We start from the raw sequence: 18,026 nt of genomic DNA, 5'->3' as shown, positions 1-18,026 counted from the left end.
TGCGCGTTTGCTCCCTGCGACGCACTTCATAGGTGAAGGGCGGTTGCATGATGCCCGGGAAGCGCCCCACTGGATCTGCCCGCCGCTTCACCAGCGTGGCATCGACGATCGCCGGCACCATGGTGTGCACCCTCATCGCCCTGACCGGCATCCCGGGCGACGCCCCGCAGCAGGTCAGGGTGGCCGAGCGGGCCAACGTCGTCACCCTGCCGACCACCATCGGTTTCGCGGACTCCGACATCTATGGCCTGTCGCAAGACGATGTGAACCGGACGTTGACCCTGATGGCCAACAATCGGGTGAACACCATCAGGTTGATGATTCCGTGGGCCGGGGTCGAGCCGGTCCTCGGCCAACTCGACTGGAGCCTGGTCGACAAGACGGTGAATGCCGCTGCCGCCATGAACATGTCGATCATCGCGTTCATCAACGCCACCCCACCGTGGGCCATGTCGCAAGGGGGTCTGCCGCTGAGCAGCCGGCCTGCCAACCCGGATGCCTACGGCAATTTCACCGCGAAGGTGGCCACCCGCTACAAGGGGAAGATCTCCGCATACGAGGTCTGGAACGAGCCGAACGCGGTGTTCTTCTACAGCCCCGCACCGGATCCCGCCGGCTACACCGATCTGCTGAAGGCGGCCTACCCACGGATCAAGGCCGTCGATCCGGACGCGACGGTGATCGGCGGGGTCGTCGGCGCGGTGGTGGATTTCGGCTCGTGGGCGATCAACCCCGTGCGCTTCATCGCCGGGATGTACGCCGCAGGCGCCAAGGGGAACTTCGACGCGTTGTCGTTTCACCCGTACAACTACAACCTGAAGTTCTCCGACGGCATGCTGATCGCGAATTCGCCTGTCCTGCAATTGGTTCAGATGCGCCAGGTGATGATCGACAACGGCGACGAGGAAAAGCGGATCTGGGCCACCGAGTACGGCGAGCCCACCTCGGTGGTCAACGAAACCACCCAGGCCGCCTACCTGAAGGACATCTACACCAAGTGGCAGGAGATGCCGTACACCGGCCCGCTGATGGTGTACACCACGCGTGACCGGAAGACCGGAAGCAATCAGGCGGACGCCACCGTCGGGCTCTACCGCAGCGACTGGACGCCGAAGCCCGCGGCGGCAGAACTGGCGGCGACCATCGCCGCCGGCGTGCCGAAATCACCGGAATTCCAGCGCTTTTCGCAGATCACCGACCCGGCACACGGCTCGGTCCTCAGCCCGGTGTTCAAGGCCACCAAGACGGTGTGGGCGCAGGTGCGCACGATCAACACCATCTACGAGATGCCGAGCGGCTACGTATCGTCGCCGCGCCCGGTGGCCGACATTGCGATGGCGCGCAACTCAGTGCCCGCGAGCCTGTTCGCCAACGGCCAACAGGACTTCTCCGGGGGCAGCCAGTTCCGGGTGTGGTGGTCGCCCGAGACCGGTGCGCACTGGGCCTCGAGCGCGTTCGCGCAGGCCTGGAAGCCGCAACTGGGGCTGGCCACCATCGACGAGCGCTACGTCAACGGCACCAACCGCGTCGACTTCCAGCACGGCTACATGGTCTGGGCGCCGTGGGTGGGCGTGAAGGTCTACTACACCTGATTCTCGCCGCGCAGCAGGTCGGCCACCGCCCGGTGCGGCAACCGGTCCTGCCACCGCTGACGATTGATCTCGTACAACTGGTTCCCCAGGTCGACCGCGGCCGGCACCTCCGTGAGCAGACGGCGGCATTCGGCGATGAACGCGGCGTCGTCGTCCAACGGGCGCAGCCCGAAGATCGGCCCGAGTGATCCGATGGCAGCGGTGGTCGCCACCGCAGGCAGCCCGATCCGGATGGTGTCGAGCAGCTTGACCCGGACTCCCCCGCCGGTGCTGATCGGTGCGATCAGGGCGCGGCAGGTGCCGAGGAACGCCCCGAGGTCGTCGACGAATCCGAGGTCGCGGACCCCGTCGGGGTAGACGGGGTCGGCCGCACCGGGCTTCTTCGCCCCGATGATGCACAGTTCGGCGCCGGCGATGCCCGCCGAAATCCGCGGCCACAGTTCGAGGGCCCGCAGGAACCCCTCCTGGTTGGGTGGCCAGTCGCGGGTGCCCATGAACACCAGCCGGGGCGGGGACGCCGCGACGTCGACCTGCGTGCCCGGCGGCATCGTGATGTCCATGAAGCGGGCGTCGCGGACACCGTTGTCGCGGTAGTACCCGGCTTCCTCGGCGTCGTAGGTGCCGACGCCGTCGGCCGCGCGCGCGACGCGCAGTTCGTCACGGATCAGCCGTGGTTCCTCGATGCGCCCGAGCGCGCCGCGGGAGGCCCGCCAGACCAGCGACTCGCTCACGTTCGTGTTGACGACGAGTCGCTTCTTGCCGAAATGCTTGCTGCGGAAGAAGGATTCGGCCATGTAGCTGTGTTCGGCGACGAACACGTCGGCGTCGCTGCGGTCGATGGCGCGGACCAGCTCGTCGGTGTCGAAGCGGACATGCACCAAGCTGCGCCGGCGCCGCAGGGAGTCGATGAGCAGCCGGTGCGGGCGCACGGCCGGCTTGTGCACCCGCTCCAGCGGCAGGCCGCCGGGAATCAGGTCGGCGGTGACGGTGCCAGGTTCGGGCGACAGGGCGATGGCCGACACCTCGAACGAGTCGGCGGCCAGCCGCATGAGCATGCGGGCCAGCGCGACGTCACCGGTGTGTTCGAGCACCGGGTCTTTCGACAGGATGAACGCGGCCTTCGGTGTGGTCATGATTCCTGGGTGTGATCGGACGGCTCGGCGGTCGGTACTGCGTCGCGCGGCCGGTACACCGCCCAGGTGAACCCGGCCAGCATGATCGCGTCGGCGACGGTGGCCGCGATGGCGGCGCCCACCGCGCCGAGCGGCGTCAACGTCGCGAGGGCGGCGACCATGCCGAGCTTCACCGGCACCAGTCCGACCGCGATGGTGAGCCGGAAGACGTCGCGACGCTGGGTGTACAGGATCACCTGGAGCACGAAGATGCAGATGCGCAGGGCGGCGAAGCCACCCATGATCATCATGGTCGTGGCCAGCTGGGTGGGCGCCCCGAAGGCGAACAGGCAGGCGCCGATGATCAGCAGCAGCGACCCGCCGAGTGCTGCCATCCGCAGGATGTTGCGCAGCGGTGGGGCCGCCGACAGGTCACCACCACTCTCGCGCAGCGGCTCGTGGTAGGTCATGCCGAAGGACTGCCCGGCGGCTGCCACGGCTGCCGCCACCACCCACGCCAGCTGGTAGTAGCCGGCGGCCTTGGTGTCCACGAGGGTGCCGAGCAGCAGCACGTCGCCGCCCAGATACAGGGTGGTGCCGAGCATTTCGCCGGTGAGCGCCGCGATCAACCGGGGCGGGCCGGGCGGTGCCGGCCGGTGACCGATGGCCAACTTGGCCCCGACCAACAGCGCCAGCACGTAGGGCGTGCAGTACAGCAGCGACGCGTGGGTGAGCGTCGGGTGCGCCGCCGTGTACAGGTACACCGCGCCGATGCCGGCGCTGGTGAACTGCCGCGCCGTGTCGAGCCGATACACCTTGTCCGGGTGGCCATCTCGCGCCGACTGGCTCTTCACCACGTTCATGGCGATCTCACCGCCGGCGACCATCAGGCCGAAGCCGATGACGTAGTTGAGGTCGAAGGTGGCCGCGCCGGCGGTGACCAGCCCCAGCGCGAGCAGGTAGCGCATGGTGCGTTCACGAAGGAAGTGCTCTTCGGATTCCCGGATGGCCCGGACCGCGAAGGCGTTGTCGATGGTGTTGCCGACGATGCCGTTGAGGACCGTCGCCATGGCGTACAAACCGTATTCGGAGACGCCGAGGCGCTGGACGATGATCAGCGTCCACAGCAGGCCCACCCCGCGACCGCCGTAGATCCAGATCAGGGAGATGAGCGTCTTCGCCACATTACGGCCGGGCGCTTCGGTGGCAGTCAGGTCACACGCTCACAGATGATCGGGACAGCAGGTCGGTCCACACCCGCCCGAAAGCTTCGGCGGTGCGCGGCCCGGAACAGGCTGCACGGTAGGCCTCGACGTGCCGGCCGAACTCGGCCAGCCGCTGATCGTCGTCGACGAGGGACACGATGGCCTCGGCCAATGAGGCCGCGACCTGCTCGGCGTCCTTGTCGCCGATGGGGACCACGAGGGCACCGGCGCGCTCGTCCAGTTCGGCCAGTGCGCCGTAGTCGGTGCACACCACGGGCGTGCGGTACGCCATCGAGTGGGCCACCGAGCCGGACGCCGGGTAGGTCTCGGCGTAGAAGTGCCGCTTGCCGTACGGAATCACCACGGCCCGCACCGAATCGAAGAACGCATCCTCGGCCGCACCGTCGACCGGGCCCACGATCTCGACCCCGGGGCCACCGGTCAGCGCCTCGGTCCCCCGGCCCGCCACCCGGATCACGATGTCATCGGGCAACTGCCGGCGAATCCGGGCGATCTGCTCAAAACCCTTGCCCCGGTATACATGCCCGAAGAAACCGACCGCCTTCGGCCGCTCGGTCAGCGGACGCAACTGCGGCCGTTCGGAGATGATGTGCGGCACGGCGGCGACGTTGGAATCGGGGTACGTGGCCTTGATGGAGTCCGCGCCGATCTGACTCAACGCGATCATCGTCCGATCACCGTTGACCATGCCCTCGACCATCCGCGACACCGGACGCAACGGGTAGTGCAAGCCGTGCATGACGAGCCGGTGCTGGGCCACGAACCGCGTCCGCGCCGGCCACCAGATGCCCTGCGGCGGATCATGAACCGTCGCCGTCACCGGCACGCCACGCAACCCGGCGATGGACCAGAACGCCGACACCGCACCGGCCGCCAGCTCCGCGTGCACCAACACCCGCCCAGGCTTCCCGCCGGCCACCATTTCGGCGACGGCGCGCCGGTGCCCCCGCACCTGGGCCACCGTCTCGGCGCCGGGTCCCAGGGTGCGACGTTGCACGACCTCGCCGAACAGTGGCTGTACCGCGTTGACGAAGTTCTCGGCGTAGTCACCCACGGCCGTCTGGCCTTCGGCCGGCCCTATGTAGACCAACCGGTACTCGCGTAGATCGACCGGCATCAGCAGAACAGCGGCCGGTACTTTGCGCTGTAGCCCAAGGCATCCGGATTTCGCTTGGCGAACACTTTGGCGGGGTTACCGCCGACCACGTCGAGCGGGGCCACGTCTTTGACCACCAGCGCCTGTGCGGCGACGACGGCGCCGCGGCCGATCAGCGCGGGCAGCACCATGGCCCGGCTGGCGATCCAGACGTAGTCCTCGATCACCGTCGGGATCGGGATCGGCAGGAAGTCCGGGTGATTGATGTCGTGACCACCGCCGAGCAGGTGCACGTCGCTCGCGATGGTGACGTTGTCACCGATCCACAGGCCGGCGCGCGCGTCGAGCAGGCACCGGAACCCGATGGTGGTGCCGTTGCCGATCGTCAGGAATTCGATGTCGAGGATGGTGGTGCCGCGCATGATGGTCGACCACTCACCGATGGTGGCGCCGAACAGCCGCAGGAAGCCCTGGCGGATGGTGTGCGACGGGATGTGCGTGATGAACATGTTGAACAGCAGTTCACCAATTCGGTTGCGCGCCTTGCGACGAACATCCATGGCCTGCATCTTGTAGTAAGTGACGCGACCGTCCTCGCCGAGCTCCCATTCCGGCTCGGGTGGCAATTTCAATGTCGGTGCGGCCGCTTTCTTACGTGCCACATCTGCCGGGTCTGCCGTTGCCGGCTCGCCAATCACGTTGTTCGCTCCCGTCGTCCCGGATTCCGAGTTAACCACAGTGTTTCGGCCTCGTCAGTGCAGTCGGCCCTGGCGCGCCAGCATCTCCGACCACTTTGCGGCGTAGGCGGCGGCGACGTTCTCCGGCGAGCGTTCGCGACGGGTCCGGTCGGCGTTCACCTCCAGTTGCTTGAGCCGGATTTCGTCATTGAGCAGCGCTTCGATGGCCGCGGAGAATCCGGCCGGCAGCGCCTTCGGATCGTCGGAGTCCATGGGCACGACGACCGCGCCGGTCTCGGTGCCGAATTCGGCCAGCGAGCCGTAGTCGGTGCAGACCACCGGTGTGCGGTAGGCCAGGGCGTGCGCCGCGACAGAGGACGCGGGGTAAGTCTCGGCGTAGAAATGCCGCTTGCCGTACGGAATCACCACGGCCCGCACCGAATCGAAGAACGCATCCTCGGCCGCACCGTCGACCGCACCAACGATCTCCACCCCGGGGCCGCCCGGCAACGCCTCGGTCCCCCGGCCCGCCACCCGGATCACGATGTCCTCGGGCAACTCCCGGCGAATCCGGGCGATCTGCTCAAAACCCTTGCCCCGGTACACATGCCCGAAGAAACCAACCGCCTTCGGCCGCTCGATCACCGGGCGGACCTTGGGCCGCTCGCAGACGAGATAGGGGGCGTACGCCACATCGGTCTTCGGATAGGTGTCACGAATGGACTGCGCGCCGATCTGGCTCAGCGCGAACAACGTCCGATCGCCGTTGACCATGCCCTCGAGCATCCGCGACACCGGACGCAACGGGTAGTGCAGCCCATGCATCACCAGCTTGTGCCGTGCCACGAACTTCGTGCGCCCCGGCCACCAGATGCCCTGCGGCGGATCGTGCACCGTCGCCGTCACCGGCACCCCACGCAACCCCGCGATCGACCAGAACGCCGACACCGCACCGGCCGCCAGCTCCGCGTGCACCAACACCCGCCCCGGCTTGCCGGCCGCAACCAGACCCGCCACCGCACGCCGGTGCTCCAGGACTTCCCGCGCGCTGTCCGAACCCGGACCCAGCGTGCGGTGCTCGACCAGCTCGCCGACGTGTGGCCGCAGCGCGCGGGTCAGGTTCTCGGCGTAGTCGCCGACCGCCGTCTCGTGATCCGCCGGCCCGACGTACACCAGGCGGTAGTCCTTCAGCGTGGCGACCGGAGTCGCGTCTGGCGCCATCAGTACCCGGCCAGCTTGTCGACCGCTTCATGCAGTCGAGCGCTGAACGCGTCTTCGGTGAACTGGGAGACGTGGTGCTTGATCTTCTCCTGGTCCCACGTCGCCGATTCGAATCGGTCCAACGCCTCGCGAACCGAATCTGGTTGCGGCTCATCGAAATACAGTCCGGTGACACCCTCGTCGATGGTGTCGAGGAAGCCGCCGAAGCGCAGGGCGACGCTCGGCCGGCCCCACACCCCCGCCTCGATCGGGGTCAGGCCGTAGTCCTCGAAACTCGACGACATCAGCGCCCGGCAGTTCTTGTAGAGCCAGGCCATCTGACCGTCGGTGAGGTTGTGGAGCATGGTGACGTTGTCGGTCTTCATCGACCGCAGGCGGTCGGCCTCCGGACCGTTGCCGACGACCACCAGCTGCCGGTCGCTGCCCGCGAACGCCCGCACGATGACGTCGACGTTCTTGTACGGCAGCAGCCGGCACACGACCAGGTAGAAGCTGCCGTCCGGATCGCTCAGATCGACCTTGTCCTCGAGCTCTTCGACGGGCTCGACGGCGTACGACCGCGACATCGCCACCGGAGCGAACATCACCTCGGCATCGATGTCGTAGGCCTTCTTGACGTACCCGCTGATCATGGTCGAGATCGCGAGGTACTTGTCAGCGGCGAGCGCCTGCCGGCGGTCCCAGTCCAGCAACCGCTTCTTGGTGAGCTTGAGGCCCAGACTCTTGAGCGGGTTCGCGTGGTCCCCGAGGTAGGCCTCGGTCTGGTACAGCCAGCGCGCCGGGTTGTAGCAGTAGACGAGCTTCTTGCCGTTGGTGCGGAAACCGTGCGACCAGCCGCTGCAGCTCGCCAGCACGACGTCGGCGTCGATGTACATCGACTCGGCGACTCGTGGGTAGATCGGCAGGGCGGCCCGGTGGTACTTGCGGGCCAGACCCACCTTGTTCAGCGCGGAAACCCGGATATCCAGGTCGGCAAACTCCGGATAGGTCAGCTCGGGGTCGTACAGCATCGTGTACAGCGGGGCGTCCGGGAACGCCTTGGTCATCGACAGGACAACTTTTTCCGCGCCGCCGAACTGGGTCAGATAGTCGTGGGCGAGCGCAACCTTCGGCCCGTCCACTCCGTCGTACTTGCGCGTCGAATGCACTGTTGAATATCCCCTTGCGCCGATCGGCGGATCATTTCGCGGTCGTGAAGTCAGCTACCCGAAAACAGCGGGCACGCATATCGAACCGCAAACTTACGCAAATGACAAGCTAAATGCATCGGACCTGCACAGGACGTGCCTACGACAAAGCCGACTCACCCCTCCAGCTAAGTCGATTCCAGTGCTCACGGACGGTGACGGGGCGTACCGGTCAGGCGGGTCGACGCGCACACCGCACTGGCCCGACCAGGCATTACCCACCCCGCGGCGAGCAGCCGCCGGCGCTGCGCTCAGGGGCTGCTCAGCAAATATCACGCCCCGAGCGGCATTCAACCCAAGTGACGGGCGAGACACGCGCGCGGAGTGTATATTTACCTACCAGCAAACTGCTGACGCAGGACGCGCCAGCCACGGGGGCGGAACAATCTATGAACGGTGCGCAGATGAGCGGTACACACGTGGACGTCGACTACAAGGACCTGGACACCCTGTGGCAGGGCTACGACGAGTCCGTCCGCACGCTGGCCGAGCGCGAAGGCGTCAAGGCCGTCGCCGAGCTCGGTGGCGGAGCCAACCCGATCATCGGCGGCGACGACTGGAACTTCGCCGACGAGCGCGTCGTCATCGACATCTCGGCCACCGAGCTGGCCAAGGCCAACAGCCGCGTGCACACCCGCGTCGCCGATCTCTGCAAACCGATCGACAACGAGTTGAACGCATACGACCTGGTGTTCTCCAAGATGCTCTGCGAGCACCTGCCCGACGCCCGGACGTTCCATGAGAACTGCTTCAAACTCCTTCGCCCGGGCGGACTTTCGGTGCATTTCTTCCCGACGCTGTTCGCGTTCCCGTTCGTGGTCAACCTGCTGATCCCCGAGCAGGCGGCGCGCACGGTCATCAGCAAGCTGCAGCCGGGGCGCCTGCAGAACCCGCACCACGAGAAGTTCCCGGCCTACTACCGCTGGACCACCGGCCCCACCCAGAAGGCCATCAAGCGCTACGAAAGCGTGGGCTTCGAGGTCGAATCCTGGTCCGGCGCCTACGGCCACGGCTACTACCGCGTGCTGCCGCCGCTCGACGCCCTCGAGCGCGCGAAGAGCCGTTTCCTTCTTAAGCACCCGGTCCCGGCACTCACGAGTTTCGCGGCAGTGGTCCTGCGCAAACCGGCGTGACCCGCCGAGTGGGCACCCCAACTTCACAACTTTCTTAGAGAACCGTTAACATCGTCGCCATGACGAGCGTGACCGAGCCAACGGTGGACAAGGCGATCGACATCCACACCACCGCAGGCAAGCTGGAAGACCTGCGTAGGCGTACCGAAGAGACCCTGCACCCCGTCGGCGAGGCCGCCGTGGAGAAGGTCCACCAGAAGGGCAAGCTCACCGCCCGCGAGCGGATCCTGGCGCTGCTGGACGAGGGCTCGTTCGTCGAACTCGACGCGCTGGCCAAGCACCGGAGCACCAACTTCGGCCTGGGCGACAAGCACCCGCTCGGCGACGGCGTGGTGACCGGCTACGGCACCATCGACGGCCGCGAGGTCTGCATCTTCAGCCAGGACGCCACCGTCTTCGGCGGCAGCCTCGGCGAGGTCTACGGCGAGAAGATCGTCAAGGTCCAGGAGCTGGCCATCAAGACCGGCCGCCCGCTGATCGGCATCAACGACGGCGCCGGCGCCCGCATCCAGGAGGGTGTGGTCTCGCTCGGCCTGTACAGCCGCATCTTCCGCAACAACATCCTGGCCTCGGGTGTCATCCCCCAGATTTCGCTCATCATGGGTGCCGCGGCCGGCGGCCACGTCTACTCCCCCGCGCTCACCGACTTCATCGTCATGGTCGACCAGACCAGCCAGATGTTCATCACCGGACCCGACGTCATCAAGACCGTCACCGGCGAAGAGGTCACCATGGAGGAGCTGGGCGGCGCCCACACCCATGAGGCCAAGTCGGGCACCGTGCACTACGTCGCCTCCGGCGAGCAGGACGCCCTGGACTACGTGCGTGACCTGCTGAGCTACCTGCCCCCGAACAACTACGCCGAGCCGCCGCGCTTCCCCGCGCCGCCGCATCCGGGCGCCATCGAGGACAACCTCACCGACGAGGATCTCGAGCTCGACACCCTGATCCCGGATTCGCCGAACCAGCCGTACGACATGCATGAGGTCATCTCGCGCATCCTCGACGACGACGAGTTCCTCGAGATCCAGCAGGGCTACGCGCAGAACATCGTCATCGGCTTCGGCCGCATCGACGGCCGTCCGGTCGGCATCGTGGCCAACCAGCCGACCCAGTTCGCCGGCTGCCTGGACATCAACGCCTCGGAGAAGGCCGCGCGGTTCATCCGCACCTGCGACGCCTTCAACATCCCGATCATCATGCTGGTGGACGTCCCGGGCTTCCTGCCGGGCACCGAGCAGGAATACAACGGCATCATCCGCCGCGGCGCGAAGCTGCTGTACGCCTACGGTGAGGCCACCGTCGCCAAGATCACCGTCATCACCCGTAAGGCCTACGGCGGCGCGTACTGCGTCATGGGCTCCAAGGACATGGGTTGCGACGTCAACCTGGCGTGGCCGACGGCCCAGATCGCCGTCATGGGTGCCTCCGGTGCGGTCGGCTTCGTCTACCGCTCCGAGCTCAAGGCCGCCGCGGCCAACGGCGAGGATGTCGACGCCCTGCGCCTGCAGCTGCAGCAGCAGTACGAGGACACCCTGGTGAACCCGTACGTCGCCGCCGAGCGTGGTTACGTCGACGCGGTCATCCCGCCGTCGCACACCCGCGGCTACATCGCCAACTCGCTGCGACTGCTGGAGCGCAAGATCGTCCAGACGCCGCCGAAGAAGCACGGGAACATCCCACTGTGAGCGGGGCGAACGATTTGGCAGACGTGAGCGCCGACAACGTGTCCGAAGCTGAAGCCGCAGAAGCGCCCGTGGCCCCGCTGTTCCAGGTCGTCAAGGGCAACCCGTCCGACGAGGAGCTCGCTGCTCTGGTGACGGTGCTGGCCTCGGCCTCCGGCGGCGGTGCCGCCGAGGCAGGCGACCGCAACGACTGGGGCCACCCGGTCTCCAAGCTGCGGTACGCGTACACCAGCTGGCAGCTGGTGACCCTGGTGGAGCGCACCTTCATCCGTCGCTGATGAGGCTCGTCCTCGGCTCGGCCTCCTCCGGCCGGCTCAGCGTGTTGCGCAAGGCCGGTGTCGAACCGGTCGTGCTGGTGTCCGATGTCGACGAGGACGCGATCATCGCGTCTCTCGGCGACGCCGGCCCCGGCGACGTCGTGCAAGCCCTGGCGACAGCCAAGGCACAGCGGGTCGCCGAATCACTCGACCCGGAGCTGTCGTCGGATTGCGTTGTGATCGGCTGCGATTCGATGCTCGAGTTCGACCGCCGACTGACCGGCAAGCCGGGCTCCCCCGATGTGGCACGGCAGCAATGGAATTCGATGGCGGGGCGTAGCGCCGTCCTGCATACCGGTCACTGCGTGCTGCGCCTGAACGACGGCAACGTCACCGCCGCGGTCAGTGAACTCGGTTCCACCACAGTGCATTTCGGCAAGCCGAGCCCCGCCGACCTGGAGGCCTACCTCGGCACCGGCGAACCGCTGTGGGTGGCGGGCGCGTTCACTCTCGACGGCCTCGGCAGCTGGTTCATCGACGGGATCGACGGCGACCCCTCCAACGTCATCGGGCTGAGCCTGCCGCTGCTGCGCCGGATGCTGGCACAGCTCGGCGTCTCCGTCGCCGAATTGTGGGCGGCGAACAGTCCCGGACCGTCCGAATAGATTTTCCCGGAATCCACCTATCCGCACCGCAGCCCGCTCCGAATTCCTGGTGACCAACCAGGAGGGACGGCACAGTGCGGCGGATTGCAGTGATCGGGAGCGGCATATCGGGGCTCACCGCGGCCTGGGTGCTCGCGCGGGACGCGGAAATCACGCTGTTCGAGGCACAACCGCGATGCGGTGGCCACGCCCACACCCATGAATTGGCCGTTCGTCACGGCAGCAGCGGCACCGTCGGCGTCGACTCCGGCTTCATCGTGCACAACGACCGGACCTACCCGACCCTGCTTCGACTGTTCTCCGAACTCGGCGTCCGCACCCAGGAGTCCGACATGTCGATGTCGGTCTGCTGCGAAGGATGCGGCTTGGAGTACGCCGGGGCAAAGGGGCTGACCGGTCTCTTCGCCGCGCCGGGCTCGCTGTTCACCGCGCGCTATCTGCGCATGCTCGCGGAGGTGACGCGGTTCCACCGGCTCGCCCGCGCCGAACTCGCGGCCGGGGTGGCCGACGGCCGGACCCTCGGTGAATTCCTCACGGCAGCAGGGTTTTCCAGCTATTTCATCGCGCATTTCATGGTGCCGTTGGTCGCCGCGGTCTGGTCGTGCCCACCGGACGTCGCGCTCGACTATCCGGTCGGCTATCTGCTGGCGTTTCTCGACCACCACGGGATGTTGACGGTGTTCGGTTCGCCGACCTGGCGCACGGTCACCGGAGGGTCAGCGCGCTACGTCGAGGCGATCACCGCCCGGCTACCATCGGTGCGCTCCGGGGTGCCCGTGCGCACCGTCACCCGCAACGCGGACGGAGTGACGGTGCGTGACGACGCGGACCGAGTCGAGCAATTCGACGCGGCAGTGATCGCGACGCATCCGAATCAGGCCCTCTCGATCCTGGACCAGCCGGCGGCGAACGAGATCGAGATACTCGGCGCGCTGCGGTACTCGATCAATCACACTGCGCTGCACACCGATACGTCGCTGCTACCACGACGTCCCGGCGCCCGCGCGTCGTGGAACTATCGGATGCCGGCCTGCGACGTGACCGCAGACCAGGTCCTGGTCAGCTACGACCTGACCCGCCTGCAGCGACTCGACGGGATCGCCGATCGCCGCTTCGTGGTGACGCTGGGTGGCGGTGGTCGGGTCGACCCGAGCCAGGTCATCGCCACCATGCTGTACGACCATCCGCAGTACTCCCCCGAGTTCCGCGCGGCACAGCAGCGCCTGCACACGCTCGGCGATCACCGGTTGGCGTTCGCCGGCGCCTATCACGGCTGGGGTTTTCACGAGGACGGCGCGGTGTCCGGCGTCGTCGCGGCGGAGCGACTCGGCGGCAGGTGGAGCGGTCCGGTGCCGCCGCTGCTCCGTCCAGCGGGGAATGTGGCATGAGCCCACCACAGATCGTGCGGACCAGCATCCACCACGCTCGCACCGCCCCTGTCCGCCACGCGTTCACCTATCGCAGCTACAGCTGGCTGGTCGACCTCGACGCCGTGCCCGAACTACCCCGGCTGCTGCGGCCGCTCGCCGGGTTTCATGCGGCCGACCACGTCGGCGATCCGCACCGGACGCTGCGCGAGAACGTCGACTCCTATCTGGACGGACACGGGATCGACCTCGGCGGCGGTCGGGTCCGAATGCTGGCCAACGCCAGGGTTTTCGGCTTCGTGTTCAATCCGCTGACCCTCTACTGGTGCCACGATGCCGGCGGCGCGCTGGTCTGTGTCGTCGCCGAGGTGCACAACACGTACGGCGGGCGGCACCGGTACCTGCTGCGCATCGATCATCGCGGCGAGGCGAGCGTGCCGAAGGCGTTCTACGTCTCACCGTTCAACCCGGTGGGTGGCCGGTACGTGCTCCGGGTGCCTGCGCCTTCGCATGACCGGCTCAGCGTCGCGATCACGCTGCGCGACGCGTCCGGCGCGGTCGTCCTCACCGCCAGCTGGGCAGGGTCGATCCACCCCGCCCGCCCCGCAACCGTTTTGACCACCGCACTGGCAGCGCCGCTGGCGCCGCTGCTGGTCGCCGCACGCATCCGCTGGCAAGGCCTGCGCCTCTGGGCGCGCGGCCTGCCCCTGCACCCCCGCCCCCAGGAGGCCGCCCTATGACGAATCAGCTCCACGACGGTGCTGCGTACGATCCGTTCCTGCCGGCCAGGTGGACCGAAATCGCCCAGGTGCCAAGCGGTCTGCGCACCAGGCTTGGTGCTCCCGTCGCCCGCGCGTTGTTCCGGGGCGCCGTACGGGACCTACCGCTGCGGGTCGAATATCCGGACGGCACCGTACAGGGTGCAGCCGGAGCGGCAGACCCGGCAGCACCGCGAATGTTGTTGCACCGCCCCGATGATTTCTTCGGCCGGATCGCGAACAGTGGTCTGATCGGCTTCGGCGAGGCGTATATGGTCGGCGACTGGTCGGCCCCCGAGCTCACCGCCGTACTGACCGCGCTGGCGTCGCGCATCGACACGGTAGTACCGGCCATGTTCCAGGGACTGCGGACCGTTCTGCTGCCCCGGACACCCCGCAACCACCGCGGGGCGCGCCCGGACACCCGCGCGAACATCGCGCATCACTACGACCTGTCCAACGAGTTCTTCAGCATGTTCCTCGATCCGACGCTGACCTACTCGTGCGCGCTGTTCGGCACGGTCGACCCACCGCCGGCCTGGCGCGATCTGAAGTCCGCGCAGCACCGCAAGATCGACCGGCTGCTCGACGCCACCGGCGTCGGGTTCGGCACGCGCCTGCTCGAAATCGGCACCGGCTGGGGCGAATTGGCGATCCGCGCCGCGCGGCGTGGAGCACACGTGCACACCGTGACACTGTCGCGCGAGCAACAACTGCTGGCCCGGGAGCGCATCGCCGCCGCAGGGCTGTCGGACCGGATCACCGTCGAGTTGTGCGATTACCGCGACATCACCGGCACCTATGACGCGATCATCTCCATCGAGATGATCGAGGCCGTCGGGTATCGCTACCTACCCGCCTACCTGCGCACGCTCGACAGCCTCCTCGATGTCGACGGACGCATCGGCCTACAGCTGATCACCATGCCGCACAAGCGCATGCTGGCTTCCCGCGACACCTACACCTGGGTGCACAAGTACATTTTCCCGGGCGGGTTCCTGCCGTCGGTGAAGCTCATCGAGCGCTCGATCGCGGCCCACACCGCACTCCGGATCACCGACCGCCATTCGTTCGGGCCGCATTACGCCCACACCCTGAGACTGTGGCTGCAGCGATTCACGGCCAACAGCGCCGGCGCCGACGCACTTGGGTTCGACCGGGTTTTCCGGCGGATGTGGCGCTTCTACCTCGCCTACTCCGAAGCCGGCTTCGCTTCCGGTTACCTGGACCTGCACCAGCTGGTGCTGCAGCCGGAGGCACGATCGTGAGCACGCCTTCGGGATCCGATGGGTTGCGCCGGACCGACACGGCTGCCGCCCGGCTGTGCGACGATGCCCGGATGGAGGCCGAGCCGGACCGCGCCGCACTCCTGGCCGCGATCGCCGACGGCGACGGCGCGGCTTTCACCGAGTTCTACGACCTGACCTCTGCGCGCGTACACGGGCTTGCCTATCGCGTCGTACGTAACCAGGTGCTGGCCGAGGACGTCGTACAGGAGGTGTTCCTCCAGGTGTGGACGACGGCGGCGCGGCAATACGATCCCGCGCTCGCCAGCCCGATGGGCTGGCTGCTGACCTTGACTCATCGTCGCAGCGTCGATCGGGTGCGCTCCGAGCAGTCGGCTGCGGACCGCAATCACGTCTACGGCGTATCGAGCCTCGGCCGGGAACACGATGCCGTCGCGGACGAGGTTGCACAGCGACTCGACGAACAAGAAGTTGCCGACTGTCTCGATGGACTGACCACCGTCCAGCGTGAAGCCATCGGCCTGGCGTACTACAGCGGCCACACCTACCGGGAGGTCGCCGAACACCTCGACGTCACGCTCCCCACCATCAAGGCCCGTATCCGCGACGGACTGATCCGTCTGAAGAACTGCCTGGGGGTGGGCACCGATGCCTGACAGCTACACCGACGACGAACAGCAATTGCTCGATCTGGCCTACGTGTACGCACTCGATGCGGTGTCCGAAGCCGAACGCTCGGATATCGCCGGTCGCCTCGGTGCGGTCGCGCCACACACCGCACAGGAGTTCGCCCGGATCGTCGGCGACGCTCAGGAGACCATGGCACTGGTCACCGCCGGCGACGCCCTGCCGCCATCCCCCGAGCTGCGCACGCGCATCCTGCAGGCGATCGGTATCCAGTCGGCAGGCGACGGTTCAGATGAACTGGCGCTCAAACGCATTCGACGACGCAGGCTGATGGTCCGAGTCGTGGCCGCAGCGGCCGCGATCTGCGCGGTCGTCATCGGCACGACGGTGGTCGCCGAGCGGTTCGCGAATCACCCGGCGCAGCAGACGGTTTCGCAGGTGCTGGCCAACCCCGACATCCGCACGTTCTCCGCTGCGGTCGCCGGCGGCACCATCACGCTCAGCGCCTCACAACAGGCGAACGCCGTCGTCGTGGCCATGTCCAATGTGCCTGCGCCACCGGCAGGCCACGTCTATCAGATGTGGTTCATCCCGGCGTCCGGAGCACCGCGGTCCGCCGGCACCATGAGCGCGGACACCATGCCACCGCCCGGCGGCGAGGTGATACCTGCGCTGAACTCGGCCGCCAAGGTGGCCGTGACCGTCGAGCCCGGAACGGGATCGAGCCAACCGACGAGCACACCGGTGGTCGTCGTCTCACTGACCTGATCATGACTGCCGAAGGATTGTTCGACCAGCTGCTGGACCGCACCGTGGTGCTCGGGTATTCGCGTGTGGGTTTGGCCGTGCGGCAACGGTTCTGGCCGGCGTCCGGCCTGCCGTCAGACGCACTCTCCGGCCGCACGGCGCTGGTGACCGGCGCGAATTCGGGCATCGGCAAAGCCATTTCCACCCAACTAGCGGGGCTCGGCGCGACAGTGTTGATGACGGTGCGCGACCGGGCCCGCGGGGAGGCCGCGCGACGCGACGTGCTCGCCGCCGTGCCGGACGCCGACATCGTGGTCGAGGTGTGCGACGTATCGCACCTGGCCGCGGTCCGCACGTTCGCCGGCGACCTGTTGCGCCGGCGTCAACGCCTGGACACGGTGATCCACAACGCCGGGGTGATGCCGGAACGCCGGACCGAAAGCGCTGAAGGGCATGAGCTTTCGTTGGCCACCCATGTGCTGGGTCCCGTGTTGCTGACGGAACTCCTGCTGCCCGCGCTGGCCGCGGCGCCAGACCCACGCGCCGTGCTCATGTCCTCGGGTGGCATGTACACCCAGCCGCTTCCGGTCGACGACATCGAATACCGGCAGGGGCACTACCGCGGCGCGACGGCCTATGCCCGTAGTAAGCGCATCCAGGTCGCGTTGACTCCACTGTTGGCGCAGCGCTGGTCCGGCGTGATGCTGGCCGCCATGCATCCCGGCTGGGCGGACACACCCGGCGTGGCTCAGTCGCTGCCCGGATTCCGTCGGCTGACGCGGCCGATCCTGCGTACCTCCGAGCAGGCCGCCGACACCGCGGTCTGGTTGACCGCGACCAAACCCACTCCAGTTTCCGGACAGTTCTGGCACGACCGCCGGATCCGTCCCACGCATTATTTGCCCACCACGCACCACGCCGATGCGGAGCTGGATGAGGTGTGGCGGTACTGCACCGCCGCCGTGGACATGTGACGACTTCGGCTGTCGCGGAATCAGATTCGCGCCAATTCGCGGCGAAGGCCACGCGCCCCGTCGTCGAGTAGGTGCGCCACCGCCAGTTGGAGCAGCGGTTCGAGCCACCGCAGCCAACCCTGAAAGGCAAATCTGACCCGGTAGGTGATGCGGGTCCCGTCGGCGTGCGGACTCACCGTGATGGTGTCACGAGCGATCAGGTACTGGTTGACCCCGCGCAGTTCGATCGACCGCCCCGGCGTCATGCTGGTCACCTCGTAAGTGATGTCCGACGTGCGGCCGGCGAAGCGCGACGTGTTGACGTAGCGCGTGCCCACCCGGCCGTCGCCGGCGATACGTTCAGTCCGCACGGTGGCGGGGTCCCACTGCTGCGTGGTGGTGAAGTCGGCGAGGTAGGCGAACACCGCGTCGGCCGGCGCATCGACGACCAACTGTCGCTGTGCGTCGATCATCGG

Annotated in this window: 18 protein-coding genes; 11 read left to right on the top strand and 7 right to left on the bottom strand. The window is 67.4% G+C overall.

Annotated features, from left to right (window positions below):
• The first annotated feature begins 47 nt into the window (after positions 1-47).
• Positions 48-1,592 carry a beta-galactosidase gene (locus tag AC1U2B_RS20925; protein ID WP_236737212.1) on the top strand — a complete coding sequence of 515 codons (1,545 nt, stop codon included), beginning with the start codon at positions 48-50 and terminating at the stop codon, positions 1,590-1,592.
• On the opposite strand, the gene AC1U2B_RS20920 is transcribed toward AC1U2B_RS20925, so the two are convergent.
• The 6 genes from AC1U2B_RS20920 to AC1U2B_RS20895 all read right to left on the bottom strand — a co-directional run bounded on the left by AC1U2B_RS20920 (position 1,583) and on the right by AC1U2B_RS20895 (position 8,072).
• A complete protein-coding gene (locus AC1U2B_RS20920; RefSeq protein WP_480218295.1) occupies positions 1,583-2,725 on the bottom strand; it encodes a glycosyltransferase in 1,143 nt (380 codons plus the stop codon). The genes AC1U2B_RS20925 and AC1U2B_RS20920 overlap by 10 nt on opposite strands.
• The gene (locus tag AC1U2B_RS20915) at positions 2,722-3,888 is read right to left on the bottom strand and encodes a polysaccharide biosynthesis protein (protein ID WP_480218294.1); all 1,167 of its coding nucleotides are present in this window, start codon (positions 3,886-3,888) and stop codon (positions 2,722-2,724) included. The genes AC1U2B_RS20920 and AC1U2B_RS20915 overlap by 4 nt, the downstream gene beginning before the upstream one ends.
• 31 nt (positions 3,889-3,919) lie before the next feature.
• Positions 3,920-5,047, bottom strand: coding sequence for a glycosyltransferase family 4 protein (locus tag AC1U2B_RS20910; RefSeq protein WP_480218293.1), 1,128 nt, complete (start codon positions 5,045-5,047; stop codon positions 3,920-3,922).
• Positions 5,047-5,688: an acyltransferase gene (locus AC1U2B_RS20905; protein ID WP_480218292.1), complete on the bottom strand. Its 642-nt coding sequence runs from the start codon at positions 5,686-5,688 to the stop codon at positions 5,047-5,049. Before AC1U2B_RS20905 ends, AC1U2B_RS20910 begins: the two co-directional genes overlap by 1 nt.
• A gap of 90 nt (positions 5,689-5,778) precedes the next feature.
• The gene (locus AC1U2B_RS20900; protein WP_480218291.1) at positions 5,779-6,924 is read right to left on the bottom strand and encodes a glycosyltransferase; all 1,146 of its coding nucleotides are present in this window, start codon (positions 6,922-6,924) and stop codon (positions 5,779-5,781) included.
• On the bottom strand, positions 6,924-8,072 hold the full coding sequence (locus AC1U2B_RS20895; RefSeq protein ID WP_480218290.1) for a glycosyltransferase: 1,149 nt from the start codon (positions 8,070-8,072) through the stop codon (positions 6,924-6,926). The genes AC1U2B_RS20900 and AC1U2B_RS20895 overlap by 1 nt, the downstream gene beginning before the upstream one ends.
• A 443-nt stretch (positions 8,073-8,515) precedes the next feature.
• Between AC1U2B_RS20895 and AC1U2B_RS20890 the strand changes: the two genes are divergently transcribed.
• From AC1U2B_RS20890 to AC1U2B_RS20845, 10 genes are all read left to right on the top strand, one after another.
• Complete coding sequence (locus tag AC1U2B_RS20890) at positions 8,516-9,244, top strand: class I SAM-dependent methyltransferase (RefSeq protein ID WP_231575506.1); 729 nt, start codon at positions 8,516-8,518, stop codon at positions 9,242-9,244.
• Between the two features lie 59 nt (positions 9,245-9,303).
• Positions 9,304-10,932, top strand: coding sequence for an acyl-CoA carboxylase subunit beta (locus AC1U2B_RS20885; RefSeq protein WP_480218289.1), 1,629 nt, complete (start codon positions 9,304-9,306; stop codon positions 10,930-10,932).
• A 23-nt stretch (positions 10,933-10,955) separates the two neighbouring features.
• Complete coding sequence (locus tag AC1U2B_RS20880) at positions 10,956-11,207, top strand: acyl-CoA carboxylase subunit epsilon (RefSeq protein WP_110789065.1); 252 nt, start codon at positions 10,956-10,958, stop codon at positions 11,205-11,207.
• The gene (locus AC1U2B_RS20875) at positions 11,207-11,851 is read left to right on the top strand and encodes a Maf family protein (RefSeq protein WP_480218288.1); all 645 of its coding nucleotides are present in this window, start codon (positions 11,207-11,209) and stop codon (positions 11,849-11,851) included. Before AC1U2B_RS20880 ends, AC1U2B_RS20875 begins: the two co-directional genes overlap by 1 nt.
• A gap of 74 nt (positions 11,852-11,925) precedes the next feature.
• The gene (locus tag AC1U2B_RS20870) at positions 11,926-13,239 is read left to right on the top strand and encodes an NAD(P)/FAD-dependent oxidoreductase (protein WP_480218287.1); all 1,314 of its coding nucleotides are present in this window, start codon (positions 11,926-11,928) and stop codon (positions 13,237-13,239) included.
• Positions 13,236-13,958, top strand: a complete 723-nt coding sequence (locus tag AC1U2B_RS20865) for a DUF1365 domain-containing protein (RefSeq protein WP_480218286.1) — start codon at positions 13,236-13,238, stop codon at positions 13,956-13,958. Before AC1U2B_RS20870 ends, AC1U2B_RS20865 begins: the two co-directional genes overlap by 4 nt.
• Positions 13,955-15,244 carry a class I SAM-dependent methyltransferase gene (locus AC1U2B_RS20860; RefSeq protein ID WP_480218285.1) on the top strand — a complete coding sequence of 430 codons (1,290 nt, stop codon included), beginning with the start codon at positions 13,955-13,957 and terminating at the stop codon, positions 15,242-15,244. Before AC1U2B_RS20865 ends, AC1U2B_RS20860 begins: the two co-directional genes overlap by 4 nt.
• A complete protein-coding gene (gene sigK, locus AC1U2B_RS20855) occupies positions 15,241-15,879 on the top strand; it encodes an ECF RNA polymerase sigma factor SigK (protein ID WP_480218284.1) in 639 nt (212 codons plus the stop codon). The genes AC1U2B_RS20860 and sigK overlap by 4 nt, the downstream gene beginning before the upstream one ends.
• On the top strand, positions 15,872-16,618 hold the full coding sequence (locus tag AC1U2B_RS20850; RefSeq protein WP_480218283.1) for an anti-sigma factor: 747 nt from the start codon (positions 15,872-15,874) through the stop codon (positions 16,616-16,618). The genes sigK and AC1U2B_RS20850 overlap by 8 nt, the downstream gene beginning before the upstream one ends.
• 2 nt (positions 16,619-16,620) lie before the next feature.
• A complete protein-coding gene (locus AC1U2B_RS20845) occupies positions 16,621-17,571 on the top strand; it encodes an SDR family NAD(P)-dependent oxidoreductase (RefSeq protein WP_480218282.1) in 951 nt (316 codons plus the stop codon).
• 20 nt (positions 17,572-17,591) lie between these two features.
• On the opposite strand, the gene AC1U2B_RS20840 is transcribed toward AC1U2B_RS20845, so the two are convergent.
• The gene (locus tag AC1U2B_RS20840; protein WP_480218281.1) at positions 17,592-18,023 is read right to left on the bottom strand and encodes an SRPBCC family protein; all 432 of its coding nucleotides are present in this window, start codon (positions 18,021-18,023) and stop codon (positions 17,592-17,594) included.
• Positions 18,024-18,026 lie beyond the last annotated feature (3 nt).

This window comes from Mycolicibacterium sp. P4_G11 (genome assembly GCF_056555145.1).
The sequence above is the reverse complement of the archived record's forward strand: the minus strand, read 5'-3'. Positions and strand labels throughout refer to the sequence as shown.